Annotated in this window: 22 protein-coding genes; 9 read left to right on the forward strand and 13 right to left on the reverse strand. The window is 68.9% G+C overall.

Annotation, left to right across the window (positions count from 1 at the left end):
* Nucleotides 1–548 precede the first annotated feature (548 nt).
* The 3 genes from ACWPN7_RS22045 to ACWPN7_RS22055 are packed head-to-tail and all read right to left on the reverse strand — an operon-like array spanning nt 549 to nt 3,508.
* The gene (locus tag ACWPN7_RS22045; protein WP_144019213.1) at nt 549–1,616 is read right to left on the reverse strand and encodes an IS110 family transposase; all 1,068 of its coding nucleotides are present in this window, start codon (nt 1,614–1,616) and stop codon (nt 549–551) included.
* A gap of 33 nt (nt 1,617–1,649) precedes the next feature.
* Nucleotides 1,650–2,666 (reverse strand): glycosyltransferase family 4 protein, encoded by a 1,017-nt coding sequence (locus tag ACWPN7_RS22050; protein WP_492273442.1) that lies wholly within the window; start codon nt 2,664–2,666, stop codon nt 1,650–1,652.
* Nucleotides 2,663–3,508: a UDP-2,3-diacylglucosamine diphosphatase gene (locus ACWPN7_RS22055; RefSeq protein WP_103041161.1), complete on the reverse strand. Its 846-nt coding sequence runs from the start codon at nt 3,506–3,508 to the stop codon at nt 2,663–2,665. The genes ACWPN7_RS22050 and ACWPN7_RS22055 overlap by 4 nt, the downstream gene beginning before the upstream one ends.
* A 195-nt stretch (nt 3,509–3,703) precedes the next feature.
* On the opposite strand from ACWPN7_RS22055, the gene ACWPN7_RS22060 reads away from it, so the two are divergent.
* The 3 genes from ACWPN7_RS22060 to ACWPN7_RS22070 all read left to right on the forward strand — a co-directional run bounded on the left by ACWPN7_RS22060 (nt 3,704) and on the right by ACWPN7_RS22070 (nt 6,954).
* On the forward strand, nt 3,704–4,645 hold the full coding sequence (locus ACWPN7_RS22060; protein WP_459195917.1) for a diacylglycerol/lipid kinase family protein: 942 nt from the start codon (nt 3,704–3,706) through the stop codon (nt 4,643–4,645).
* 121 nt (nt 4,646–4,766) lie between these two features.
* Nucleotides 4,767–6,377 (forward strand): hypothetical protein, encoded by a 1,611-nt coding sequence (locus ACWPN7_RS22065; protein ID WP_492273443.1) that lies wholly within the window; start codon nt 4,767–4,769, stop codon nt 6,375–6,377.
* A 109-nt stretch (nt 6,378–6,486) separates the two neighbouring features.
* Entirely contained in the window at nt 6,487–6,954 is a 468-nt protein-coding gene (locus ACWPN7_RS22070) for a hypothetical protein (RefSeq protein WP_451992567.1), read from the forward strand.
* A 53-nt stretch (nt 6,955–7,007) separates the two neighbouring features.
* Here the strand turns inward: ACWPN7_RS22070 and ACWPN7_RS22075 are convergent, their stop codons facing one another.
* The 6 genes from ACWPN7_RS22075 to ACWPN7_RS22100 all read right to left on the reverse strand — a co-directional run bounded on the left by ACWPN7_RS22075 (nt 7,008) and on the right by ACWPN7_RS22100 (nt 13,307).
* Nucleotides 7,008–8,363 (reverse strand): TldD/PmbA family protein, encoded by a 1,356-nt coding sequence (locus ACWPN7_RS22075; RefSeq protein ID WP_451992565.1) that lies wholly within the window; start codon nt 8,361–8,363, stop codon nt 7,008–7,010.
* Between the two features lie 162 nt (nt 8,364–8,525).
* A complete protein-coding gene (locus ACWPN7_RS22080; protein ID WP_038526665.1) occupies nt 8,526–8,975 on the reverse strand; it encodes a DoxX family protein in 450 nt (149 codons plus the stop codon).
* A gap of 133 nt (nt 8,976–9,108) precedes the next feature.
* On the reverse strand, nt 9,109–10,221 hold the full coding sequence (locus ACWPN7_RS22085) for a DUF3616 domain-containing protein (RefSeq protein WP_451992563.1): 1,113 nt from the start codon (nt 10,219–10,221) through the stop codon (nt 9,109–9,111).
* A 41-nt stretch (nt 10,222–10,262) separates the two neighbouring features.
* The gene (locus ACWPN7_RS22090; protein ID WP_200475631.1) at nt 10,263–11,774 is read right to left on the reverse strand and encodes a UbiD family decarboxylase; all 1,512 of its coding nucleotides are present in this window, start codon (nt 11,772–11,774) and stop codon (nt 10,263–10,265) included.
* Nucleotides 11,775–11,868: 94 nt separating this feature from the next.
* Entirely contained in the window at nt 11,869–12,645 is a 777-nt protein-coding gene (locus tag ACWPN7_RS22095) for a HEAT repeat domain-containing protein (protein ID WP_451992561.1), read from the reverse strand.
* Between the two features lie 2 nt (nt 12,646–12,647).
* Nucleotides 12,648–13,307: a class I SAM-dependent methyltransferase gene (locus tag ACWPN7_RS22100; RefSeq protein WP_014241133.1), complete on the reverse strand. Its 660-nt coding sequence runs from the start codon at nt 13,305–13,307 to the stop codon at nt 12,648–12,650.
* 141 nt (nt 13,308–13,448) lie between these two features.
* On the opposite strand from ACWPN7_RS22100, the gene ACWPN7_RS22105 reads away from it, so the two are divergent.
* On the forward strand, nt 13,449–14,285 hold the full coding sequence (locus tag ACWPN7_RS22105) for a CHAP domain-containing protein (protein ID WP_014241132.1): 837 nt from the start codon (nt 13,449–13,451) through the stop codon (nt 14,283–14,285).
* A gap of 25 nt (nt 14,286–14,310) precedes the next feature.
* On the opposite strand, the gene ubiA is transcribed toward ACWPN7_RS22105, so the two are convergent.
* Nucleotides 14,311–15,237, reverse strand: a complete 927-nt coding sequence (gene ubiA / locus ACWPN7_RS22110) for a 4-hydroxybenzoate octaprenyltransferase (RefSeq protein ID WP_051657776.1) — start codon at nt 15,235–15,237, stop codon at nt 14,311–14,313.
* 148 nt (nt 15,238–15,385) lie between these two features.
* Between ubiA and ACWPN7_RS22115 the strand changes: the two genes are divergently transcribed.
* Both ACWPN7_RS22115 and ACWPN7_RS22120 read left to right on the forward strand, forming a co-directional pair.
* Nucleotides 15,386–16,180, forward strand: a complete 795-nt coding sequence (locus ACWPN7_RS22115) for a 16S rRNA (uracil(1498)-N(3))-methyltransferase (RefSeq protein ID WP_459195916.1) — start codon at nt 15,386–15,388, stop codon at nt 16,178–16,180.
* An 81-nt stretch (nt 16,181–16,261) separates the two neighbouring features.
* On the forward strand, nt 16,262–17,626 hold the full coding sequence (locus ACWPN7_RS22120; protein WP_459195915.1) for a glutamate--cysteine ligase: 1,365 nt from the start codon (nt 16,262–16,264) through the stop codon (nt 17,624–17,626).
* Nucleotides 17,627–17,855: 229 nt separating this feature from the next.
* Here ACWPN7_RS22120 and ACWPN7_RS22125 read toward each other — a convergent pair whose 3' ends face one another.
* A complete protein-coding gene (locus ACWPN7_RS22125) occupies nt 17,856–19,010 on the reverse strand; it encodes a pyridoxal phosphate-dependent aminotransferase (protein WP_459195914.1) in 1,155 nt (384 codons plus the stop codon).
* Between the two features lie 19 nt (nt 19,011–19,029).
* The gene (locus ACWPN7_RS22130; RefSeq protein WP_459195913.1) at nt 19,030–20,463 is read right to left on the reverse strand and encodes a gamma-glutamyltransferase; all 1,434 of its coding nucleotides are present in this window, start codon (nt 20,461–20,463) and stop codon (nt 19,030–19,032) included.
* Between ACWPN7_RS22130 and ACWPN7_RS22135 the strand changes: the two genes are divergently transcribed.
* The 3 genes from ACWPN7_RS22135 to ACWPN7_RS22145 all read left to right on the forward strand — a co-directional run bounded on the left by ACWPN7_RS22135 (nt 20,432) and on the right by ACWPN7_RS22145 (nt 23,294).
* Complete coding sequence (locus ACWPN7_RS22135; RefSeq protein ID WP_247881621.1) at nt 20,432–21,784, forward strand: M48 family metalloprotease; 1,353 nt, start codon at nt 20,432–20,434, stop codon at nt 21,782–21,784. The two genes, ACWPN7_RS22130 and ACWPN7_RS22135, sit on opposite strands and share 32 nt — an antisense overlap.
* Before the next feature lie 122 nt (nt 21,785–21,906).
* Nucleotides 21,907–22,662 carry a DsbA family protein gene (locus ACWPN7_RS22140; protein WP_459195912.1) on the forward strand — a complete coding sequence of 252 codons (756 nt, stop codon included), beginning with the start codon at nt 21,907–21,909 and terminating at the stop codon, nt 22,660–22,662.
* A 20-nt stretch (nt 22,663–22,682) separates the two neighbouring features.
* Nucleotides 22,683–23,294 carry an HAD family hydrolase gene (locus tag ACWPN7_RS22145; RefSeq protein WP_200775624.1) on the forward strand — a complete coding sequence of 204 codons (612 nt, stop codon included), beginning with the start codon at nt 22,683–22,685 and terminating at the stop codon, nt 23,292–23,294.
* Nucleotides 23,295–23,307: 13 nt separating this feature from the next.
* Here ACWPN7_RS22145 and greB read toward each other — a convergent pair whose 3' ends face one another.
* The gene (greB, locus tag ACWPN7_RS22150; RefSeq protein ID WP_459195911.1) at nt 23,308–23,871 is read right to left on the reverse strand and encodes a transcription elongation factor GreB; all 564 of its coding nucleotides are present in this window, start codon (nt 23,869–23,871) and stop codon (nt 23,308–23,310) included.
* Between the last annotated feature and the right edge of the window lie 23 nt (nt 23,872–23,894).

Raw genomic sequence — 23,894 nt, forward strand, 5'->3', positions numbered from 1 at the left:
ATTCTAGAAAACACGGCGTTTCCTCTAAGCGTCCGTTTCGGCAGACCTTTTCACGAGGATGAGGACCTTGCGGCATTTGCTCTCATTCGAAGGATTTCATGTGCGACGTCGCGAGCTTGCCGCCCATTGGCTATTGCTTCATCGGCACAGATACGGGCCTCTACAGCCGCACTGAGGAGCGTTTCAGACCTGGCTCTAGCCCGGCGAGCCATGTCCTGAAGGCGGCTCGATTGATCTTGGAGTTGTTGCCGTAGCATGGGCAGTCTTTCTCTATGGCGCAGAGAATGAACAGCCGAAGTGGGGTGTCGTCTCTGGTGTAGACCCAATCGAGGCACACTGAGAGTTTACCTGGGTTTTCTGCTCCGCTGCTACTCACCTTTCGGCCGGCAAACATATGGTCTGGAGCGCGCGATTGAACCGGCGGTGCTCCGCGTCAAGGCGGGCGCAAACGCGCCCCCGCCCTGCGGGCGGCCTTGGCCTTGACCCGTCCGCGCCGCCGGTTCGATGTGTTCGGCATCGGTCGACGGCGAGCGCCGACCGTCGGCCTTTCACGCCGGTTTGGCTTCCCAATTGGCTCCCTGGGCGACCATGGCGTTGAGGCGGACAATCAGTTTGCGCATGCAGGCGGCCAAGGCGACCTTCGGTGGCTTCCCTCGTCCGATCAGGCCCTCGTAGAAATCGGCGATGACGCCCTTGGCGTGGGTGGCAGCGGACAAGGTGGCCAGATACAGGGCACGGCGGACATCGGCCCGCCCGCCGGCGATGTGGCGTTGGCCGCGCAAGGTGCCGCTGTCGCGGTCGAAGGGTGCGACGCCGACCAGGGCAGCGATCTTCCCGCCGGAAATCCGACCCAACTCCGGCAGCAGGACGGCCAGCGTCACCGCGGTCAAAGGACCGATGCCCGGTGCGGTCTGGAGATCTTGCACCGTTCGGGACAGGGATGACAGGGTTTTGGCCGTCTGTGCGATGGCGGCGTCCAGCGTGGCGATCTCCTGTGCCAGATGCTCGACCGCGTTGGTCAGCGCCTCCCGGGCGGCGGCTGGGGCATGGGGGATGCCCTTGCCGAGATCAGCGCGTTTGCTGACGAGCAGGCGGCGCGCCTTGATCAGGCCGGCCAGTTCCTCGCGGGCCGGGTCGGCCGGAAGCAGCAGTTCCGCCGTCTGGGTGGCTGTGAACTCGGCGATTACCGCCGCGTCGAGGCGATCGTTTTTGGCCCGCCGCCCCTTGGCTTTGGCAAAATGGCGGACCCGCGCTGGATCGAACACCCGGACCGATACCCCGGCGGCGCGCAGTGCGTTCCGAACCGGACGTTCATAGCCGCCGCTGGCTTCCAGACCGACGACGCCGATTGCCCGTTCCGTGATCCAGGCCACCAGCTCCCGGTGTCCTTCGGACGTGTTGGCCACCCGATGCCAGCCGGCGCCGGGGAACACGGCAACATCCAGGAAATCCTTCCCGCAATCGATCCCCACGGCTCGTTCAGATTCCGGCATCCTCGTGATCCTTCCTTGTGATGCGAGCTCGTGCTCAAGCAACCGTTCGGACTTGCAAGGATGGTTGGCCGCCCTCAAGCTTTCACTCGGCTTCGGAGCCTTGGGCGCGACGGGGTCGGTCAACCTGGACGACAGGTCGCCACCAGCCGTCCAGGGTTAAATATGGACTGAGCTTGTCATACAAGGGCGCAGGTTCGCCAGGAACTGCTCGGCGGAGCGCCGCCAGGAGAAGTTCAGGGCATAGTCCCGGCACAGGTCCGGCGGAATGGTCAGGGCGCGTTCGACCGCCCCCTTCAGATCCTCGTCCAGGCAGCCGACGCCGGAGCCGTCGACCACGTCCAGCGGGCCGGGCACCGGGTAGGCCGCCACCGGCACGCCCGAGGCCAGCGCCTCCAGCAGCACCAGGCCGAAGGTGTCGGTGCGCGACGGGAAGACGAAGACGTCCGCCGCGGCGTAATGCTGGGCCAACTCCTCGCCATGGCGGGCGCCGGCCCAATGGACGTCCGGGTATCTCTGCTGAAGCTCCGCGCGGGCCGGGCCGTCGCCGACCACCAGCTTGCTGCCCGGCAGATCGAGCTTCAGGAATTCCTCCAGGTTCTTCTCCACCGCCACGCGCCCGACATAGAGGGCGATGGGGCGGGGCAGCGCCAGGAAGCTCTTGGCGCGGGGGCGGAACAGCTCGGTGTCCACGCCGCGCGTCCAGCGCCGGATGTTGGTGAAGCCGCGGGCGGCAAGGTCGCTCTCGATGGATGGCGTCGCCACCATCACCGCCGAGGACGGTTTGTGGAAGCGGCGCACCACCGCGTAGCTGAGGGCCAGCGGCACCGGCGCCCGGTCGCGCACATATTCCGGGAAGCGGGTGTGGTAGGCGGTGGTGAAGGGCTTGCCGCGGCCGAGGCAATAGCGCCGGGTGGCGAAACCCAGCGGCCCTTCGGTGGCGATGTGGATGCAGTCGGGGCGCAGCGCGTCGATCATCGCGGTCAGCCGCCGTCCCGCGCCCAGCGCCAGCCGGATTTCCGGGTAGGTGGGCATGGGCACGGTGCGGAAGCGGTCGGGGCCGATCACCTCCACGCGGTGGCCCATGGCCTCCAGCTCCGAGCGGACGGTGCCGATGGTGCGCACCACGCCGTTGACCTGGGGGAGCCAGGCGTCGGAGACGATCAGGATGTTCACGCCGCAACCGACTCCTTGGCCGCCTTCTCCTTCTCCGGCTTCTCCTTGGCCGGGATGTGGGCTGGCAGCGTCGTTGCGGTGCGCCGGCGGATGTCCGCCGCCCAGTCGATGATCTCCAGCCGGCCGCAGGGGTGCTCGACCAAGGCGGTGCAGGACTCGACCCAGTCGCCGTCGTTGCAATAGAGGATTCCTTCCATGTCGCGGATTTCCGCGGTGTGGATATGACCGCAGACGACCCCGTCGACCTTGCGGCGCCGGGCCTCGTCGCCCAGCGCGGTCTCGTAGTTGCCGATGAACTCGACCGCCGTCTTCGTCTTGTGCTTCAGGAAGGCGGACAGCGACCAGTAGGGGAAGCCCAGCTTGCGGCGGACCCAGTTGAACAGCGTGTTGGCCTGGAGCAGGACCACGTAGGCGTTGTCGCCGATGAAGGCCAGCCAGCGGGCGTACTTCACCACCACGTCGAAGCGGTCGCCGTGGGTGACCAGCAACTGCCTCCCGTCGGCGGTGACGTGGATCATCTCCTCCACCACCTGGACGCCGCCGAACTGCAGGCCGGCGTAGTCGCGGGCGGCCTCGTCGTGGTTGCCGGGGATGTAATAGACCTGCACGCCCTTGCGCGCCCGGCGCAGGATCTTCTGCACCACGTCGTTGTGCGCCTGCGGCCAGTACCAGGTCTTGCGCAGCCGCCAGCCGTCCACGATGTCGCCGACGAGATAGAGATGGTCGGATTCGTTGTGCTTCAGGAAATCGAGAAGATACTCCGCCTTGCATCCCCGCGTGCCCAGATGGACGTCGGAGATCCAGATGCTGCGGTATCGCTTGACGTCGCGTGATGCGCTCATGCCCCGCTCCATCGCCGTTCCGGCAAAGTTTCGGTGAAACGCTTTCCCTATATCCGCGGGTCATTGTCTTGACAATGATTTCGAGTGCTCGCATCTGTTGGGGAAAACGATTTCGATAAGACTTCTTGTCGACGTAACAAAGGCGCAAAATGACTTTATCAAAACTGAAACGGGATGGTCATATTGGAGGCTGGCGTGGCTGACGGGGCCGAATCGGTGCCTGAGGCGTCCGGGCCGGCCGCGGCAACCCGGCGGCGCCTTCTGATCATCCACAACCCGGTGGCCGGCGCCCGTCGGGCGCGCCGTCTGGGTGCGGTGCTGGAGCTGCTGGAGCAGCGCCACGGGGCGGTGGTGACGCTTCGGGCCACCGGCGGGCGTGGCGACGCGGAGGCGATGGCCCGCGCGGTGGCGCCCGCCGCCTTCGACGCGGTGGTCGCGGCGGGTGGCGACGGCACCATAAACGAGGTGGTCAACGGGCTGGGCGCGCGCGGAGGCGGGGAGACGACGATCCCCTTGGGCATCGTGCCGCTGGGCACCGCCAACGTGCTCGCCCATGAACTGGACCTGCCGCTGGATGCGGAGGGCGTGGCGCGGGTGTTGGCGGAAGGGCGCACGATGCCCGTGCATCTGGGTGTGGCGAATGGCCGCGCCTTCGCCATGATGGCCGGCGCCGGCCTGGATGCCCGGGTTGTCGAGCGGGTGGACACGCGGCTGAAGCGGCTGATCGGCAAGGGCGCCTATGCGGTGGAAACGCTGGCCCGGATCGCCGCGGGCGGTGGCGGCCCCTATCGTGTGGCGGTGGACGGCGCGGAACCGGTGGAGGTCGCCTCCGTCATCGTCGCCAAGGGGCACTTCTACGGGGGGCGCTTCGTCTGCGCGCCCGACGCCCGGCTGACCGACCCACGGCTGCACGTCTGCCTGTTTCCGCGGGCGGGGCGGGGGAACGCCCTGCGCTACCTCTGGGGCGTCACTGCCGGGCGGTTGCCGCGCTACCCCGATTACCGCGTCCTGCCCGCCCGCCAAGTGGTCATCGAGGGGCCGGTGGGGGAGCCCGTGCAGGGCGACGGCGACGTGATCGCCTGTCTGCCGGTGGAGATCGCGTTGGCACCGTGGGTTCTGCCGGTGCTGGCGCGCTGAACAATGTTTTAAGAGTCCGTTAAGGGGTCTCTGGGGAAAATTACTTGGGAACATTCGATAATTACTTCGATCTCTAAGGATCAAGGCCCCGCGGCTCAGGCGGGACCGCAAGGGGGAAGCCATGTCCACGTCGATCAACGCCCTGTTTTCAGCCACCGCGGCCAGCAGCACCGCGACCGCCACCAAATGGAAGCCCGCCGGGGGGGCCGCAGAGGCGGAGGGGACCTGGAAGGCGGCCTCCGACGCCGGGTCCTCCGCGGGCTCCGCGGCCCTGGCCGCCCTGAAGGGCGAGGACAGCGTGGAACTCAGCGGGCTGGCCAAGTCGCTGACCGGCGTGGCGGGGAAGGTCTTCGCCTCCATCGGCTCCAAGGGCCGCGCGATGCTGGAAGACTTCGTCAAGTCCGGCAAGATGACCGAGAAGGACGTGGCGTTGGGACTGCGCCAAATGGCGACCAACGCCGTGAAGGACCGCTTCATCAAGGAGCGGCCCGAGGATGAGGAGGACAAGGCCTGGGCGGAGAAGCTCGGGGCGGCTGAAAAGGCCTTCAAGACCAAGACGGAACGCATGGACAAGGCCATGTCGGCCCTGAACGAGGCGCGCACCGCCGCTTTCGCCGCCTTCGGGAAGGACGAGGACACCGAGGCGTTCCAGGCGGCGATGGCTCCGGCCAATGCCCTCTTCCGCGCGGAGTTGGCGGACATCGACCGCGAGATGATGGAAACCGTCGGCGGCGACCCGAACAAGATCAAGGGGAATGCCTTCAGGTATTTCGCGACGAAGGGAGAGGACGCGTTCGAAAAATTGGATTTCGGCGCGGAAGCGGAAGGCGGCGAGGGTGGGCTGCTGTCACCGGACAATGAGAAGGGAAAGGCCGCCGCCAAGCTTATGTATGACCTGGGCTTCGAGGGGAAGCTCTGGGCGAATGGTCTCGCGCAGTACGCTGCGGATGTGGACATTCCCGGCATCGGACGCGGTGAGGTCGACAAGAGCCGCCCAAGTGGCAAAGGCTACGAACCCTCCGCCAAGGAGGAGGCGGAGGCCGCCGGCCTGCCGCCGCCGCCCACCACGGTGCTGACCACCAGCCAGACGCCGGGTCTCCAGGGCTTCGCGAAGGTCATCCAGGACGCCCGCGATTCGCTGGACGCCACCTACACGGCCATGGCGAAGGAAGGCAAAGGGGTGAACTACTCCGACCCGACCGGAAAGGACGTGGAGCGGCTGTTCGGCGGCTTCGATCGGCGCAGCCTCCACGCCATCGCCAGCAACAAGGACGGAACCTTCTCCAAGAACGAGCAGGAGGCGGCGCAGTCCGTCATGGCCCGCCAGCAGAAGCAGGCGATGGACGCCGCCGACCCTCTCGGCACCGACAAAGCCGCCGCCTACCGCGCCGGGGTGAAGTTCCTCGACGAGGCCAGCCAGGAGGAGAAGGAGTTGGTCAACTGGTCGGTCCAGCGCGCCGCGCTCCAGTACAGCTACGAGAAGACGATGAAGGAGACCGGCGCGCCGATGGAGCGGCTGGGCAACGGCAGCGCGCTCGCCTCGGTACTGAAGGACGCGCTGGAGGCCCAGGACGCGAAGACCGCCGACGTGATGAAGAGCGTCGGCGGGAAGGTGATGGGCGGGGAGGGCACGGGCTATGTGTCCGACCTGAAGAGCCTGTCGCTGTTTCGCGACTTCCTGCCCAACCTGTCGGTGCGCGGCGCCGGTGGTCCGATGAGCGTGACGGTCTGATATCCCGTTCTTGCCACAGGCCGGCGGTGACGCCAGCGGCTAATCCGATGGGGGTAGGGTCGCGGGTTGCGCTGGCGGCCCACCTTCGGCAGGCAGGGGAATGCGGATCATGAGCAGGGATCGGATGCGGCATTGGGATGGGCGTGCCGCGCTGGCGCTTCTGGCGGTGCTGTGCATCACCGGCCCGGCGCTGGCAGACAAGCCCGACTGGGCCGGTGGTCCCGGTGGTGGGCACGGCAAGCCTCAGGGTGGGCCATCTTATGAATCCCAGGGGCGCGACTCAAAAGGGCGCGCCTCCGGAGGGTCGGTGTCCCGCGGCGAGGTGACGATCATCCGCGATTATTTCGTCGCCCATCCGGTCGGGACGACAGCCCTGCCGCCGGGGATCGCGAAGAAGCTGGCGCGGGGCCAGCCGCTGCCGCCGGGTGTTGCCAAGAAAATGGCGCCCGTCGATCTGCGCCAGCGGGTGCCGGTGTGCATGAGCGGCTGGGAATGCATCCTGGCCGGCGCGGACATGCTGATCCTGGACGCGGTGCACGGCACCATCGCCGACATCGTCCGCGGCGTGGTTCGTTAACAGGGGGTCCGCTGACAGGAAGAGGGGGCGCCTTGCGGCGCCTCCCGTTGCGCTCACAGCCCGGCGATGGTCAGCCCGTCGATGCGGATGGTCGGGGCGTCCATGCCGAAGCGCAGTTCCAGGTCGCTGGCCGGCTCCAGGTTCAGGAACATCTCCTTCAGGTTGCCGGCGATGGTCAGTTCGGTGACCGGATAGGCGATCTGGCCGTTCTCGATCCAGTAACCAGCGGCACCCCGGCTGTAGTCGCCGGTCACCCCGTTGACGCCCGTCCCCATCAGCTCCGTCACGTAGAAGCCGTTGGGGATTTCGGCCAGCAGCTCGTCGCGGCTCTTGGCGCCCGGGGCCATGTAGACGTTGGCCGGGGCCGGACCCGGCGGGCCGGAGGTGCCGCGCGCCGCGTGACCGGTCGTCGACAGGCCGAGCTGGCGGGCCGAGCGCAGGTCGAGCAGCCACGTGGTCAGGTGCCCGTCCTCGATCAGGTTGCGGCGGGTGGTGGCGATGCCCTCCGCGTCGAAGGGGCGGGAGCGCAGGCCGCGCTTCACATGCGGATCGTCGACGATGGTGATGCCGGCGGCGAAGATCCGCTGCCCCATCTTGTCCTTGAGGAAGCTGGTGCCCCGCGCGATGCTCGGCCCGCTGATCGAGCCGGTCAGATGGCCGAGCAGCCCGCGGGAGACGCGGGGGTCGAACACCACCGGCACCTTGCAGCTCTTGACCCGGCGCGGGTTCAGGCGGCGGATGGCGCGCTCGCCGGCCTCGCGCCCGATCGACGCCGGGTCGCGCAGGTCGGAACCGTAGACCTTGCTGTCGTAATCATAGTCGCGCTCCATCCCCGTGCCCGTCCCGGCGAGCACCGAGGCCGACAGCGACTGCCGCGACACGCCGTAGCGGCCGGTGAAGCCGTTGGACGCGGCGATGGCGATGGTGGAGCGGCTCCACCCGGCGTCGGCCCCTTCGGAGTTGGTGACGCCCTCGACCGCCAGCGCGGCCCCCTCGGCGATGCGGGCGCGTTCGATCAGCAGCTCCGCCGAGGGCTCCGACGGGTCGCAGACGTCGAGATCGGGGACGGTGGTGTAGATCTGCTCCGGGTCGGCGAGGCCGCAGAAGGGGTCCTCCGGCACCACGCGGGCCATGGCGACGGCGCGCTCCACCAGCTCGTCCAGCGCCTTGGCGCTGCGGTCGGTGGAGGAGACGATGGCCTGCCGTTTGCCGATGAAGACGCGCAGGCCCAGGTCGCCCGACTCGGACCGCTCCAGCTTCTCCGTCTTGCCGAAACGCTGGCTCAGCGACAGGGAGGCGCTGTCGAACAGCACGGCGTCGGCGGAGTCGGCCCCGGCGCCCTTCGCCTTGCGGATCAGATCGTCCAGCAGGTTCAGAACGTCGGGCTGCGAGGTGGTCGAAACGGGCATTACGGTCTCCGCTAGGTCTCCGGCTTGTCTAGCAAATGGGAGCCCGGAGAAGAAGAGGAAGGGGCATATCGCCTCAGGTCCGGATTGCCCGCCGCGCAAATGCGGCGGCGCGCGGGGGGGCTGGTGCCCGCCCGCGCGCTGCTCGTCATGCTCGCTTCAGGGTCAGGCCAGCCGGTTCTGAAGGGCGCTGCGGCCGGCGGTCGGCAGCTTCAGGGCGAAGGCGCCGTCGCCCAGCAGGGCCTGCACGCCGAGCAGCACCGTCCAGAACACCGGGAACTCCCAGCCGCCGCCCTGGGCCGAGAAGACCCAGCCGTTGCCGGTGTGCTGGAGCGTCGCGCCGATCAGGATCGGCAGCAGGGCCAGCGAAATCCAGCGGGTGAAGACGCCGGCCAGCAGCAGCAGGCCGCCGCCGATCTCGCCGAGGATGACCAGATAGGCGAAGAGGCCGGGGTAGCCGAGGCTCTCGAAGTAGCCGACCGTGCCGGCGATGCCGAAGGTGAAGACCTTGAGGATCAGGCCGTGGGCGATGAACAGAAGGCCCAGGCTGACGCGCAGCAGGAAGGCGGCGTAGGGGGCGGTGCGGGTGTCGATGGCGGCGGTGTTGGCGGTCATGGCGTGGTCTCCTTGTCTCAGCGTGGCGCCCCGCGTCGGGGCCGTTGTCGTCTGAGGGCAAGAATAGCGATGTCCACGTTTGGGATAATCCGCTTAATCATGCACTGATTGTTGCATCAATGAGAACGACGACTCACGCCCGGAAGGCGTTGGCCGGATCGTAGCGGGAGGGCAGGGCGAACAGGTCGGCGGTGGTCCCGGCACCATGCCGGCGCGCCTTGGATGGGCTGTCATAGACCACCAGAAGGGCGGGCGGGGCGCCGTCGCGGCGGACGCAGGCGATGCCCTCCGCGTGGTCGTCGCCCTTGCCATAGGGCAGGTTCAGCAGGGGAACCAGCCGGTCGCGCGGGATGACGGTCTCGTGGGTGACGGACAGGGCGTCGGTCCAGCGCCACACGGCGACGGGACCGTCGAGGTCCATGGTCGGTCCGGCCAGGATGACCAGATCCTCGCCGTCGAAGGTCAGTTCGCGGATGCCCAGACCGTCCAGATCGACGAAATGCTTGCGGTACTTCTCGCCGTTCGGCCCGATGGGGCACAGCCGCAGGCGTTCCTCGACGTCCGGGTGATCCTCCACCGCCAGTTCCAGGATGCAGGCCCAGCCGCGCAGCACCGGGCCGCGCAGGCCCAGCCAGACCCGGTCGCCGTGGGCGGCCATGCCCTCCACGTCAAAGCCGTTCTCCTTGGCGGGAACCGCGACGAAACGGGCCAGATGCTCGTCTTCCGCCAGCGCCTTGGTCAACGCGTTGCCGCCTTTGCGGAACTTCAGGCAACCGGCCGTCCGCTTCCCGTCGCGGCGGACCGGGGTGAGGCGCCCATCCGCCTCGGTGACCAGCGGGATGCGGCCGAGCAGGAAGCGGTTGGGATCGCAGCGCACCTCGGTCAGCCGCTCCAGCGCCTTTTCGGTGCCGTTCTCCGCGCGCTCCGGCTTCTTGCGGGCCAGCGCGTGCGAGCCGGTGACCCACAGCCAGCCGTCGGCGATGGCCATGCCTTCGATGTCCGCCTCGTCCTTCCCCGGGATCGTCACCGGCAGGGTGAAGGCGTCTGCCAGGGGAAAGGTGGCGTCCTGGCGGTAGAGGGTGCCGCCCTCCTCGGCCATCATCCGGACGACCCGCGCCCCCTCATCCGACGCCACGAACAGGGTGTCTCCCGACCGCTCGGCCACCGACAGGTCCCCGGCGGTCTCGCCGCCGTCGCGGAAGACCAGACGGACGGTGGCGATGGGGCGGGCGATCTCGCTGGGCATGGCGGGGGTTCCCTGGAGGGTGCGGACCGTCCCTTAACGCCTCACTTCCAGATCGGGGTCCCGCTGCCCGGAAGACCGTAGGACGCCCATTTGCGCGACACCTCGTCGACCACGCCCTGGTCCATGCGGATCTTCTGGCCCCACTCGCGCTTGGTCTCCGGCGGCCACTTGTTGGTGGCGTCCAGCCCGACCTTGCCGCCCAGGCCCGACTCAGGGCTGGCGAAGTCCAGATAGTCGATGGGGGTGCCCTCGATCACGGTGATGTCGCGGGCGGGGTCCATGCGGGTGCTCATCGCCCACATCACGTCCTTCCAGTTCCGCGCGTCGATGTCGTCGTCCACGACGATCACCCATTTCGTGTACATGAACTGGCGCAGGAAGGACCACACGCCCATCATCACGCGCTTGGCGTGGCCGGGATAGGCCTTCTTCATGCTGACCACGGCGATCCGGTAGGAGCAGCCTTCCGGCGGCAGCCAGAAATCCACGATCTCCGGGAATTGCTGGGTCAGCAGGGGGATGAAGACCTCGTTCAGCGCCTCGCCCAGCACCGACGGCTCGTCGGGCGGGCGGCCGGTGAAGGTGGACAGGTAGATCGGGTTGCGCCGCATGGTCATCGCCGTGACGGTGAAGACCGGGAAGGGCTCGACCGAGTTGTAATAGCCGGTGTGGTCGCCGTAGGGCCCCTCGTCGGCGTATTCGTCCAGGCTGACATGGCCTTCCAGGATGATCTCGGCCTGGGCGGGCACCTTCAGCGGCACCGTCTTGCAATCCACCAGCTCGACCTTCTTGCCGCGCAGCAGGCCGGCGAACTGGTATTCCGACAGCGTGTCCGGCACCGGCGTGACGGCTGCCAGGATGGTGCCGGGATCGGCACCGAGGACCACCGCGCAGGGCAGCGGCTCGCGCTTGCCGCTGGCGGCCCAGCGGTGATGGTGCTGCGCGCCGCCGCGGTGCTTCAGCCAGCGCATGATCGTCTTGTTCTTCCCCAGCACCTGCATCCGATAGATGCCGAGGTTGAAGTCGTCCTCGCGCTTGCCCGTGGGCCCCTTGGTGACGACCAGCGGCCAGGTGATGAGGGGGGCCGGCTCGCCCGGCCAGCAGCTCTGCACCGGCAGGCGGCCAAGGTCGATCTGGTCACCGGTCAGCACCACCTCCTGGCAGGGGGCGGAGCCGACCGTCTTCGGCTTCATCGACAGCACGGTCTTGGCGAGGGGGATCAGCTCCATCGCCTCGCGGAAGCCGCCCGGCGGCTCCGGCTGCTTCAGGAAGGCCAGCGTCTCGCCGACGCCGCGCAGCTCGTGCGGCTCGCGGTCCATGCCCCAGGCGACGCGCTCCACCGTGCCGAACAGGTTGACCAGCACCGGCATCTCCGAGCGGGTGCCGTCGGCCTTGATGACGTTCTCGAACAGCACCGCCGGGCCGCCTTCGGCGAGCAGGCGGGTCTGGATCTCGGTCATCTCCAGCGCCGTGGACACCGGCTCCCGGACCACCACCAGCCGCCCGGCCTTCTCCAGCCGGTCGATGAAGTCGCGCAACGAGGTGTAGGGCATGGTCGAGGGTCCGTTCGGATGCGATGGGTTCGGATCAGGAGAAGGCGCTTAGCATCGGCCTGGAGGGCGCCGCGTCAAGGGGGGAGGTGCCGCCTCACGCGGGTTCCTTCACGCTGCGCAGGGCGCGGCGGACGATGCGGCGGGTGGCGTCCGGGTCGGGGCTGTCCGTTTCCCAGCGGGCGCAGAGGGCCTGCACCCAGCCGGGTTGGTTCTTCGCCGCGTCGTTCAGCCAGTTGGCGACCGAATCCTGGACGTAGCGCGCGCCGTCCGCCCGCAGCGGGTCGAGGACCGGCAACCCGCGCGCCGGGTCGGTCTTCAGCACGCCGATGTGGCTGCACCAGACGCCGCGGGGCCGGGTGGCCTCGCTGGCGAAGCGGCGCAGCCGCTCCGACGGTTCGGCGGTCCAGGGCGTGAGGAGGTCCAGCGCCTCGTCGATGGCGGCGGCGATGTGGGGGCGCAGGGCCAGCCACGCCCATTCGCGCACGCCGAAATGCGGATCGTCGGCCAGCGGGCGGATGCGCTCCAGCCGGTCCGCCAAAGTCAGGCCGGGGGCCGCCGCCAGCGCGTAGCAGGCCCAGCCGCGCACCGTGTCGGAGGGGTGGGCGGCCAGCCGCTCCACGGCCCCCAGACCGAGACGCTCGACGGCCGCGCTTCCCGCCGCCGCCATGCGCCGGGTCACGCCGTCCTTCGGGTCGAAGGACACGGCGTCCGCGGCTTCCGGAACGGCGGCGGCCAGCAGGGCGGCGAAGTCGATGGCGAGCGATTCGGCCAGCGTGGCGGTCTCGCGCCGGCCCGCGTTCAAGTCGGCCAGCACGTCCGGCGGGATGTCGGCCATCCGGGTGGCGCCCTTTCGCGGGGCGGTCGTGGTCATGCTCAGGCCTCCGGCAGCAGGCGCCAGATCACCGTTTCGCGCATCTCGCGGTCCTCCAACTCCAGGGAGGTCGGGACGCTGTACTGCGCGACCCGCTCGATTCCGTTGAGCGGGACATAGGCGCGGCCCGGATCGCCCAGCAGGACCAGCGTGCCGGTTGCGGCGATTCCGCGCAGCCAGGCGGTCACCCGGTCGGCCATCGGCTTCTCGTAGCAGACGTCGCCGGCCAGGACGACGTCGATGCCGGGCAGGGGACGGTCCACCAGATCGGCGCTGACCGCCTTCACGTCGACTCCGTTGGATTCGGCGTTCAGGGCGATGGCGGACAGGGCGAAACGGTCGATGTCGCAGGACTGAACGCGCGCCGCTCCGGCCATCATCGCGGCGATGCCGACCAGCCCGGTGCCGGCGGCGAAATCCAGCACCGACTTGCCCGCGACCAGCTCCGGCCGGTCGAGGACGAGCCGGGCCACCGCCTGACCGCCCGGCCAAGCAAAGGCCCAATAGGGCGGCGGTACATTGGACTCTTTCAAAGAATCCTCCGTAGCCTCCCACAACGGCGTGATTTCCGTCGCCAGATGCAGCGCGATTTCGGGCAGCAAAGGAGTCCGCGTTACGACCGTGTTGGAGCGGATGAAGTCGATTTGAGAAAAGTTGTTCATAACTGGACTCTCACCGGAGCTGCGCGGGGATGGATGATCTATCCACAACCGGTTTTGGTTACATAATTCAAACGGAGTAGACACACCTGCTGTCCCGTGTTACCCGTTCGAAAGGAGAAAAACAAAGGTCATGGGGTCGATATGCGGTCGAAAGGGATTGCACTCTGCGCTTCGTTCGCGGCGTTCATCGCCCTCAGCCCGTTCACCATATCCCAAGCCCAGGCCCAGGACGGGGATTGCGTCCGCACGCTGCGTTCCATATCGGATTTCGAGATCCGGGGCGATGCCTGGACGTGGTGGAACACCGCCGCCGAGCAATATGAGCGCGACAAGCGCCCGGCGCTCGGTTCCGTCCTCGTCTTCAAGCGGTCGCAGCGGTTGGGTCGCGGCCATGTCTCCCTGGTCAGTCACATCATCGACCGCCGCACCATCGAGGTGGACCACTCCTGGCTCGATGGCCGTGGCCTGCGCCGCAACATGCGTGTGGTCGACGTGTCGCCGCGCAACGACTGGACGGCCGTCCGCGTCTGGCACGAGCCGTCGGACCAGCTCGGCCTGCGCGTCTACACCACCTACGGCTTCATCCTGCCGGAGGGCGAGGAGGCGGAGATCCGTCAGGCCGATGCCCGGGATGCCGGCATTGGCAGCACCTTCGCCGTGGCTCCGCAGGGCCGCGCCGCGCCCAAGCCCGCCGCCGGGCCGCGCCTGATGGAAGCCTCCCTGAAAGGCCACGCCGTCGCCGTTCCGGGCCGCAAGCCGCAGGTGCTGACCGCATCCCTCACCCTCTCCGGCAAGGGTATCGCCGCGAAGATGGTTCCGCCGCTTCAGACCGCCGCCGTGCTGCCGGCCCGCAAGCCGACCCAGCCGGCCGCGCAGAAGGGCGTCGAGATGGTGGCCTCCACCGAGGGCATCCGTGCGGTCCTGCCGCCGCGCAAGCCGGGCTCCGGCGACAGCACCGTCGCCGAGCTGACGCGCTGAAACCTCCCTCCAAGTCCCCTACCGCCTAAATTTTCCCGGCCAGGAAGGCCGCCAGCACCAGCCAGCCGAACCAGCGGTTCGACTTGAACTTCTTCAGGCAGTCCGTCTGATCGTCGGGGTTCCAGGTCGCCACCTGCCAGGACAGCTGCAGCGCGGCCAGCGAGAGCAGCGGCAGGAACAGCCCGCCCAGCCCGGCCAGACGCCCGGCGATGCCGATCCCCACGAAGGTCAGCGTGTAGAAGCCGTAAATCCAGATCTTGCTCTGGTCGCCCAGCCGCAGGGCTGTGGACTTCACGCCGATTCGCGCGTCGTCCTCCTTGTCCTGGTGGGCGTAGATGGTGTCGTAGCCCAGCGTCCAGACGATCCCCGCGGCGTACAGCGCCAGCGCGGGCCACTCCAACTCGCCGCGCACCGCCGTCCAGCCCATCAGGGCGCCCCAGTTGAAGGTCAGCCCCAGGAAGGCCTGTGGCCACCAGGTGATGCGCTTCATCAGCGGGTAGGTGAAGACCAGCACCAGCGACAGCACGCCAAGCCCGATGGTGAGCGGGTTGAACTGCACCAGCACCGCCAGCCCGATCAGGAGCTGGAAGCCGAGGAAGGCCAGCGCCTGTTTCACCGACACCTGCCCGGAGGGGATTGGGCGCGTCCGCGTGCGCTCCACCATGGCGTCGAAGTCGCGGTCGAGGATGTCGTTGACCGTGCAGCCGGCCCCACGCATGACCACGGCGCCGATCGCGAACAGGGCCATCAGCCAGAGGTCGGGCAGCGGTCCCGACCCGGCCAGCGCGATGCTCCACCAGCCGGGAAACAGCAGCAACCACGTGCCGATGGGCCGGTCCAGCCGCGCCAGCCGCAGATAGGGCCGGACCGCCGCCGGGGCGAAGCGGTCGATCCAGTCGCCGCGCCGGATGTCGGTGAAGTCGCCGGGGGCGGGGGAGGCGGGGCTGGTCATGGCGGACTCAGGAAATGGGATTGCGGGATGGAGAGTGGAAGAAGCCGGGGGCAAGGTAGCGGCGGGGGTGGGTCCCCGCAAGGCTGGGCCGTTTCCGCCCCGCAGCGTTATCGCTATAGTCGGCGCCGCACACCGGAGACCTCGCGCCATGTCAATCCAACCGAAGACCCGCCTCTATGTGGACAGCCCCCTCGGCGAGGGGCAGGCGGTGGGGCTCGACCCCGAGCGGGCGCATTTCCTGCGTCATGTCCTGCGGCTCGACAAGGGCAACGTCGTGGCCGTCTTCAACGGGCGGGACGGCGAATGGCTGGCCGCCATCGACGGCTTCGGCAAGGGTTGGTGTTCGCTTACCGTGACGGAGCAGCGGCGTCTTCAGGCGGCGGGCCCGGACCTCTGGTTGCTGTTCGCCCCGATCAAGCGCGGGCGCATCGATTTCGTCGCGGAGAAGGCCAGCGAGCTGGGCGTGTCGCGGCTGTGGCCGGTCTTCACCCGCCGCACCGACCCCAACCGCGTCAACACCGACCGCCTGCTTGCCAACGCCATCGAGGCCGCCGAACAGTCGGAGCGGCTGACCGTGCCGGAGATGGCCGACCCGCTGCCGCTGGACAGGGCGCTGGCCGGCTGGCCGGCCGAACGTACGCTGTACCTGTGCGCCGAGGCCGGGAACGTACGCCCCATCGCGGAGGCCGTCCGCGGGCGTCCGCGCGGCCCCGCCGCCTTCCTGATCGGGCCGGAGGGCGGCTTTGCGCAGTCCGAACTTGACGAAATTTGCAAACTCCCCTTTGTTGTTCCCGTCGGTCTGGGGCCCCGCATTCTCCGGGCCGACACGGCGGTGGTCGCGGCGCTCGCCTGCTGGCAGGCCCTTGCGGGGGACTGGACGGCGGACGGCGGCGACACCCGACCGCCCTTCCGCGCGCCGGCCGACCCCACCGTCGGGGAGTAAGGGCCGCTCGACGCGCCGCTGTTCCGAGGCGGGCCGTTTGACACTTTGGCGAATTCAGACTTTTTGAAAGCGGGAGCTTCCATGTCCGCACCTCCGCAGACGCGTGGTGAACCGATCACCGACCGCCGCCAACTGGCGGCCTATCTGGAATCCGGCAACAAGCCGGCCGACCAGTGGCGCATCGGGACCGAACACGAGAAATTCGCCTACCGCGTCTCCGACCACCGGCCGCTGCCCTACGAAGGGCCGGACGGGATCGGCGAACTGCTGACGCGCCTGCAGCGCTTCGGCTGGGACCCGGTGGAGGAGAAGGGCAACCTGATCGCCCTGACCCAGGGCATGGCGAACATCACGCTGGAGCCGGGCGGGCAGGTGGAGCTGTCCGGCGCCCCGCTGGAGACCCTGCACCAGACCTGCGCCGAGGTGCACCGCCACCTCGATCAGGTGAAGGAGATTGGCGGGGAACTGGGCATCGCCATGATGGGCCTCGGCTTCCAGCCGAAATGGCGGCGCGACGAGATCCCCTGGATGCCCAAAGGCCGCTACAAGATCATGGGCGACTACATGCCCAAGCGCGGCAACCTCGGCCTGGACATGATGATGCGCACCTGCACCGTGCAGGTGAACCTGGACTTCGCGTCGGAAGCCGACATGGTGAAGAAGTTCCGGGTCAGCTTGGCGCTTCAGCCCATCGCCACGGCGCTGTTCGCCAACTCGCCCTTCACCGAGGGCAAGCCGAACGGCTTCCAGAGCTTCCGCAGCCACATCTGGACCGACACCGACCCCGACCGCACCGGTGATCTGCCCTTCGTGTTCGAGGACGGCTTCGGGTTCGAGCGGTATGTGGACTACCTGCTCGACGTGCCGATGTACTTCGTCTACCGCGACGGCACGTACATCGACGCCTCCGGCCAGTCCTTCCGCGACTTCATGCAGGGCCGCCTGCCGGCGCTGCCGGGCGAGGTCCCGCTGATCACCGACTGGGCCGACCACATGACCACCTCCTTCCCCGAGGTGCGTCTGAAGAAGTATCTGGAGATGCGCGGCGCCGACGGCGGTCCGTGGCGCCGCCTGTGCGCCCTGCCGGCCCTGTGGGTCGGGCTGCTCTATGACAGCCACGCGCTCGACGCCGCCTGGGACCTCGTGAAGGGCTGGACGACGGAAGAGCGCGCCCATCTGCGCGCCGAGGTGCCGCGCCATGCCCTGCGCACCCCCTTCCGCGGCCGCACGGTGCGGGAGGTCGCGCTTGAGGTTCTGGAGATTGCCCGCGGCGGTCTGGCCCGCCGCGCCCGCAACGACAACTGGGGCGACGACGAGGCGCATTTCCTGAACACGCTGCTCGACATCGCCGAATCCGGCCAGACCCCGGCCGACGAGCTTCTGGCGAAGTTCAACGGCCCCTGGGGCGGCAGCGTCGATCCGGTGTTCAAGGAATACGCGTACTGAGTTCCGCCCTGGCGGCTGTTTGGCAAAGTGGTCGCGTTGAGCCCCCACCCTAACCCTCCCCCGCTATCGCAGGGGAGGGGACTGCCGCCGCTTCGCAGAAGGCACCCTCCTTTGCGCAGCTCTCGCGCAAACCAAAGGTTTGCGCTGACGCGGCAGGCGGACCTTTGGTCCGCCGAGAGCGGGGGAGGGTCGGGGTGGGGGCTCGGTGCGAGAGGACCGAAGGGTTATCCTACCTCTTCCAGGCGATCAGCCGCCGGGCCGCCTCGGCGATGGTCGCCTCCGAGCCGGCGAAGCTGAAGCGCACGAAGCGGAGGCCGCGGGCCGGGTCGAAGTCGACGCCGGGGGTGCAGGCGATGCCCGTCTCCGCAAGGATGCGCTTGCAGAAGGCCTCGCTGTCGTCGGTCATCTCCGTCACATCGGCGTAGATGTAGAAGGCGCCGTCGGCCGGAGCCAGCTTGTCGAAGCCGGCCTTCGGCAGTTCCCTCAGCAGAAGCTCGCGGTTGCGTGCGTAGCGGGCGACGTGGCCGTCCAGCTCCTCGGTGCAGTTGAACGCCGCGACCGCGGCGGCCTGCGACAGGCTGGGGGCGGAGATGAACAGGTTCTGGGCGAGGCATTCGACCGAGCGGATCAGGTCGTCCGGCACGATCATCCAGCCCAGCCGCCAGCCGGTCATCGAGAAGTACTTGGAGAAGCTGTTCACCACCAGCGCGCTTTCGCTGACCTCGGCGGCGGTGACGGCCTCCGGCCCATAGGTCAGGCCGTGGTAGATCTCGTCGGAGACGAGGCGCACCCCCTTGGCGTCGCACCAGGCGGCGAGCGCGGTCAGTTCCTCGCGGCTCAGCATCGTGCCGGTCGGGTTGGCCGGGCTGGCGACGATCAGCCCCTGGATGGGCGGATCGAGCTGCTCCAGAAGCTCGATGGTCGGCTGGAAGCGGTGCTCCGGCCCGGTCGGCAGCTCCACCGGCTTGACCCCGATGGCGGTCAGAGTGTGGCGGTAGGCCGGGTAGCTGGGCGAGGCCATGGCCACCCGGTCGCCCGGATCGAAGGCCGCCAGGAAACCGAGCTGGAAGGCCCCGGACGAGCCGGTGGTGACCACCACGCGCCGCTCCGGTACGTCGATCCCGTAACGGTCGCGGTACCAGCCGGCGATGGCCGCCCGCAGCGCCGGAATGCCCAGCGCCCCGGTGTAGCCCAGCACGTCGGCGTCGAGCATGCGGTGGGCGGCCTCCAGCACGCCCTTCGGCGCGCCGGTCGAGGGCTGCCCGACCTCCATATGCAGGACCTCAAGGCCGGCGGCCTCGCGCTCGGCGGCGGCGCGCATCACTTCCATGACGAAGAAGGGCGGGATGGCGCCCCGTTTGGAGACTTTGGGTGCTTTGCTCATGATTCCAGACTTTTGAACATCAACGCTCGGTTTCGACCAGGATGCCCAGGGCGTGGGCGCGCGGGTCGGCGGCGATCTGGCATTCCTTCCAGCCGCTCTCGATCGAGGTCTGGCAGGTGACGAAGGTGGCCCGGCCCGGCCCGCTCGCGGCGCGGCTGACCCGGATGGCGGCGCCCGGCTCCTTGTCCAGCGCGGCGGGCAGGGCGGCGGTCAGCAGGGCGGCGGGCGCGGCGGCGGGGCCGTCGTTGCCGGCGGCGCTGGCCGCACCGGCGAACTGGGTGCGGCCGACGATGGCGTTGGTGAGCAGGCCGGGCGCGCCGAAGCCGGCGCCGTCCACCCCGCGGGCGGCCAGAAGGCCGGTGCCCGGCACCATGCGGCCGCTGCCGAAGGGTGCCCCCATGGTGAAGGAGCAGGCGACCCCGTTCTCCTCATGGTCGATCACGACGAGGCCGGCGCCGGGCGCGGAGGCGCCGTTGGAGACGCCGTTGGAGACGCCGTTGCCGGTGGCGCCCAGCGCCTGGGCGACGCGGGCGGCGCGCTGGTCGGACGGCAGGTCGGCGGCGGCGTTCCAGGCGGCGGTCAGGGCGGTTCCGTTGTTGGTCTCGGGAAGCTGGGCGAAATGCATGGAGACGATGCCCAGCGGAACGGCGGCGGTGCCGGTCCAGCGCGGCTGGAAGCCGCGGACGGTCGCCGGATCGATGGCGGCGGCCTGCGCCACGGCACCCCCCAGCGGCCCGCCATACATCGCCGCGATGCCGCTGCGCCGCACCTGCGACAGGGTTGCGGCCAGCTCCGGCTGGCTCAGCAGCGCGCCCTCGGCCAGCGGTGCGCCGGTCGGCAGGAAGACGCGGCGCGCCTCCGGATCGGCGGACAGGCGGGCGGCGGAGTCAGTGAGGTCGCGCGCCAGCGCCCGGCTGACCGGGGTGGAGCGGGCGAGCTGCTCGGCCGGGACCACCGCCTGCTCCCAGCGCATCGCCCCATTGGCGGCCTGGAGCGCGTAGACGCCGCGCAGGAAGCCGGGCAGGGCCGCCCCTCCAGTGCCGGCCGGGCGGGGAAGGAAATCGAGCGTGCGGGTTTCCTTCTTCGCCGCATCGAACACCAGGCAGACGCCGCCGCCGGTCATCCCGACGCGCGACGGCAGGGTGACGGTCATCGCCATCGCCATGGCGGCGGCGGCGTCGCCGGCCTTGCCGCCCTGGGCGATGATGTCGCGCCCGATCTCCGCCGCGCGCGGCTCGTCCGCCGCGATGTAGTTCTGGGCGGGGGCGCCGGTGCGGTATTTCGTGTTGACGCAGCCGCCGACCAGCGATGCGGCTATGGCAATCGCGCCCAACCCTTGCCAGATTCGGCGGGTGGAATGGGGCGCCCGGACCGGCATCTTGACCGGCTGCCCGGTGCCCCGGTGTGCGGAGGAAGTAACGGTGCGCAAGCCCAGCAGGCTGGTTTCGGTCATCGCCATGGTTGCCGTGATGGTTCTGTCGTGGTCGCCGCCCGCGGGCGCGCAGCGGCGCCAGGAGATGCAATTCCTGAGCGACGCCGAGACGGAACATATCATCCGCGACATGGCGCGGCCAATCTTCCAGGCCGCCGGCATCGATCCGGACGCGGTGAACATCGTCCTGGTCAACGACAACACCATGAACGCCTTCGTCGCCGGCGGGCAGAACATCTTCCTGCACACCGGCCTGCTGCTGGGGCTGGAGGACGCCGGGCAGTTGATCGGCGTGATCGCCCACGAGACCGGCCACATCGCCGGCGGCCATCTGGTCCGCGGGTCGGAGGCGATGGAGAACGCCTTCCTGTCCTCGCTGATCGGCATGGGCATCGGCATCGTCGGCGGCATCGCCGCGGGCAACGCCGGGGCCGGTGCGGCGGGCGTCATGCTGGGCCAGCATCTGGCGGAGCGCAACTTCCTGTCCTTCTCGCGCAGCCAGGAATCCTCGGCCGACCAGGCCGGCCTGTCCTACATGGAGCAGTCCGGCATCTCGGCGGAGGGGCTGGTTACCTTTCTGGAGAAGCTGGGCGCCGCCGACGACCCGCTGCTGGTCGACCGCGACGCCGGCTACCGGCGCACCCACCCGCTGACCCGCGAGCGCATCGAGACGGTGCGCAATTTCGTGGAACGGTCGCGCGCCGGCAAGAAGCCGGTGCCGGCGCAGTGGAACGAGGAATTCCGCCGCATCCAGGCCAAGCTCTACGCCTATCTCGACCCCAACGGGGCGCTGCGCCGCTACAAGGCGGACGACCCGTCCTTCGTGGCGCGCTACGGCCGGGCCTACGCCTATTTCCGGCGCGGCGAGGTCCGGCAGGCCCTGCCTCTGGTCGACGGGCTGATCGCCCAGGAGCCGAAGAACGCCTTCCTCTACGAGATGAAGGGCGACCTGATGCTTCAGAATGGGCGGGCGGTGGACGCCGCCGCCCCCTACCGCAAGGCGATCGAGCTGGAGCCGGACGCCGGCAGCATCCGCGTCTCGCTGGCCCATTCGCTGATGGAACAGAACGACAGCCGGCTGGCCGACGAGGCGCTGCGCAACCTTCAGGTGGCGTCCAAGACGCAGGCCCAGTCCGCCTTCCTGTGGCGGCTGATGGCCCAGGCCTGGAGCATGAAGGGCAACGCCGGCATGGTCGCCTACGCCACCGCCGAGGAGGCCTTTGCCCGCGGCGACAAGCCGATGGCCCGCTTCCAGGCGGAGCGGGCGGAGAAGCTGCTGCCCGCCGGTTCCCCTGGCTGGTTGCGCGCCCAGGACATCCGCGGGCAGGCGGGCGGCAAGTGAGCCTTCTCCGTTCGCGCGCCCTCCGTTTGCGCGGTGCACAGCCGTCTTGCCTGACCCCGCCGTCCCGGTCCACAGTATCGCCCCGATTCGCGCCGTTTTGGCTCCCCACGAGAGAGTTCGACATGACCCGCTTCCGCCCCGCCGCCCTGGCGCTCGCCGCCGCGCTGGCCCTTCCGACGGGGCTGCTGGCCCCCGCCCTCCAGGCGCAGAGCCCGATGGACGACGCGCAGCGCAAGGCCGTAGAGGAGGTCGTGCGCGACTACATCCTGAAAAACCCCGAGATCATCCTGGAGGCCGTGGACTCGCTCCAGAGGCGCCAGAAGATGGCCGAGGAGCAGAAGGCCAAGACGGCGCTGGCCGAGAACAAGGCGGCGTTGTTCCAGAACCCCGCCGATCCGGTGGCCGGCAACCCCAAGGGCGACGTGACGGTGGTCGAGTTCTTCGACTACCAGTGCGGCTACTGCAAGGCCGTGCAGGCCGACACCGAGCGCCTGATCAAGGACGACGGCAAGCTGCGCTTCGTCTTCAAGGAGTTCCCGATCCTCAGCCCGGCCTCGCTGACCGCGGCCAAGGCGGCCCTGGCGTCGCGCGGGCAGGGCAAGTATCTGGAATTCCACAACGCGTTGATGGCCCACCGCGGCCAGCTCGACGACGACGTGATCCAGCGGCTGGCCAAGTCGGTCGGGCTGGACACCGACAAGCTGAAGAAGGACATGAACAGCCCCGAGGTGCTGAAGGTCATCGCCGCCAACCAGGCGCTGGCCGAGGAGCTGGGCATCCGCGGCACCCCGGCCTTCGTCATCGGCGACGAGCTGGTCCCCGGCGCCATCAAGCTGGACCAGATGAAGGAACTCGTCGCCGCGGCCCGCAAGGGCTGAGGGTGGGGCGGGAATTGACGATGACCAAGCCGACCACCGTCGTCTTCGACATTGGGCAAGTGCTCATCGAATGGGATCCGCGGCATCTCTACCGCGAGCTGTTCGACGGGTACGAGGACCTGATGGAGGACTTCCTCGACACCGTCTGCACCCCCGCCTGGAACTTGGAACAGGACCGCGGCCGTCCGTGGGACGAGGCGGTCGCCACGCTGGCCGCCGAGTTCCCCGACTGCCGCGAGCTGATCCGCGCCTACCACGAGCGGTGGGAGGAGATGGTGCCCGGCCCCATGGCCGGGACGCCGGAAATCCTGATGGAGCTGAAGCAGCGCGGGACGCCGCTCTACTCCATCACCAACTTCTCGTCGGAGAAGCTGGCGCTGACCCGCAGGCGCTTCGATTTCCTGAACGTCTTCGACGGGATCATCGTGTCCGGCAACGAGAGGCTGGTGAAGCCGGACCCGGCGATCTTCCAGCTTCTGCTCGACCGCTATGGTTTGTCGGCGGCAGACTGCTGTTTCATCGACGACAGCCCGGCCAACGTCGAGGCCGCCCGCACCATCGGCATGACGGCGCACCGTTTCTCCGGCGCCGCCGGCCTGCGCGCCGAACTGGAGGAGCTGGGGCTTCTGTAGCCCCCAGCCTTCCTTACGCCGCGTCGCCCGGATAGCGGATGGCGACGACCTCGATCTGCTCAAGCCCGGCGGGGGTGCGCAGGTCCACCACGTCGCCCTCCTGCGCCTTCAGCAGGGCGCGGGCGATGGGCGAAATCCAGCTCACATGGGCGCGGTCCATGTCCACCTCGTCGGCGCCGACGATGGTGACGGTGTTCTCCGTCCCGTCCTCCCGCGCGTAGGTGACGGTGGCGCCGAAGAACACGCGGTCGCGGTTCTTCTGGAGGGTGGGATCGACCACCTCCGCCGATTCCAGGCGCTTGGTCAGGAAGCGGATGCGCCGGTCGATCTCGCGCAGGCGCTTCTTGCCGTAGATGTAGTCGCCGTTTTCCGAACGGTCGCCGTTGCCGGCCGCCCAGGACACCACCTCGACCACCTTCGGACGCTCGACGCGCAGCAGCGAGCGCAGCTCCTCCTGCATGCGCTGGAAGCCTTCGGGCGTCATGTAGTTCTTCACGCCCTTGGGCAAGGGTTTGGGATCGTCGGCCTCGTCGTCGTCGGGGGCGGAGTCGTTCTCCTGGGTGAAGGCCTTGCTCATGGTCGGGACCCTTCGCGGTTCTC

It is taken from the genome of Azospirillum sp. UENF 312511, from assembly GCF_058780635.1.

Coding starts and splice junctions, on each gene's coding strand:
- ACWPN7_RS22100 (WP_014241133.1), bottom strand. CDS start 13,307: ATGAACAACTTTTCTCAAATCGACTTCATCCGCTCCAACACGGTCGTA.
- ACWPN7_RS22090 (WP_200475631.1), bottom strand. CDS start 11,774: ATGCCCTACACCTCGTTGCGCGACTTCATCGACCGGCTGGAGAAGGCC.
- ACWPN7_RS22125 (WP_459195914.1), bottom strand. CDS start 19,010: ATGAGCAAAGCACCCAAAGTCTCCAAACGGGGCGCCATCCCGCCCTTC.
- ACWPN7_RS22055 (WP_103041161.1), bottom strand. CDS start 3,508: ATGAGCGCATCACGCGACGTCAAGCGATACCGCAGCATCTGGATCTCC.
- ACWPN7_RS22065 (WP_492273443.1), top strand. CDS start 4,767: ATGTCCACGTCGATCAACGCCCTGTTTTCAGCCACCGCGGCCAGCAGC.
- ACWPN7_RS22075 (WP_451992565.1), bottom strand. CDS start 8,363: ATGCCCGTTTCGACCACCTCGCAGCCCGACGTTCTGAACCTGCTGGAC.
- ACWPN7_RS22095 (WP_451992561.1), bottom strand. CDS start 12,645: ATGACCACGACCGCCCCGCGAAAGGGCGCCACCCGGATGGCCGACATC.
- ACWPN7_RS22140 (WP_459195912.1), top strand. CDS start 21,907: ATGACCCGCTTCCGCCCCGCCGCCCTGGCGCTCGCCGCCGCGCTGGCC.
- ACWPN7_RS22080 (WP_038526665.1), bottom strand. CDS start 8,975: ATGACCGCCAACACCGCCGCCATCGACACCCGCACCGCCCCCTACGCC.
- ACWPN7_RS22120 (WP_459195915.1), top strand. CDS start 16,262: ATGTCCGCACCTCCGCAGACGCGTGGTGAACCGATCACCGACCGCCGC.
- ACWPN7_RS22070 (WP_451992567.1), top strand. CDS start 6,487: ATGAGCAGGGATCGGATGCGGCATTGGGATGGGCGTGCCGCGCTGGCG.
- ubiA (WP_051657776.1), bottom strand. CDS start 15,237: ATGACCAGCCCCGCCTCCCCCGCCCCCGGCGACTTCACCGACATCCGG.
- ACWPN7_RS22085 (WP_451992563.1), bottom strand. CDS start 10,221: ATGCCCAGCGAGATCGCCCGCCCCATCGCCACCGTCCGTCTGGTCTTC.
- ACWPN7_RS22145 (WP_200775624.1), top strand. CDS start 22,683: ATGACCAAGCCGACCACCGTCGTCTTCGACATTGGGCAAGTGCTCATC.
- greB (WP_459195911.1), bottom strand. CDS start 23,871: ATGAGCAAGGCCTTCACCCAGGAGAACGACTCCGCCCCCGACGACGAC.
- ACWPN7_RS22130 (WP_459195913.1), bottom strand. CDS start 20,463: ATGACCGAAACCAGCCTGCTGGGCTTGCGCACCGTTACTTCCTCCGCA.
- ACWPN7_RS22105 (WP_014241132.1), top strand. CDS start 13,449: ATGCGGTCGAAAGGGATTGCACTCTGCGCTTCGTTCGCGGCGTTCATC.
- ACWPN7_RS22115 (WP_459195916.1), top strand. CDS start 15,386: ATGTCAATCCAACCGAAGACCCGCCTCTATGTGGACAGCCCCCTCGGC.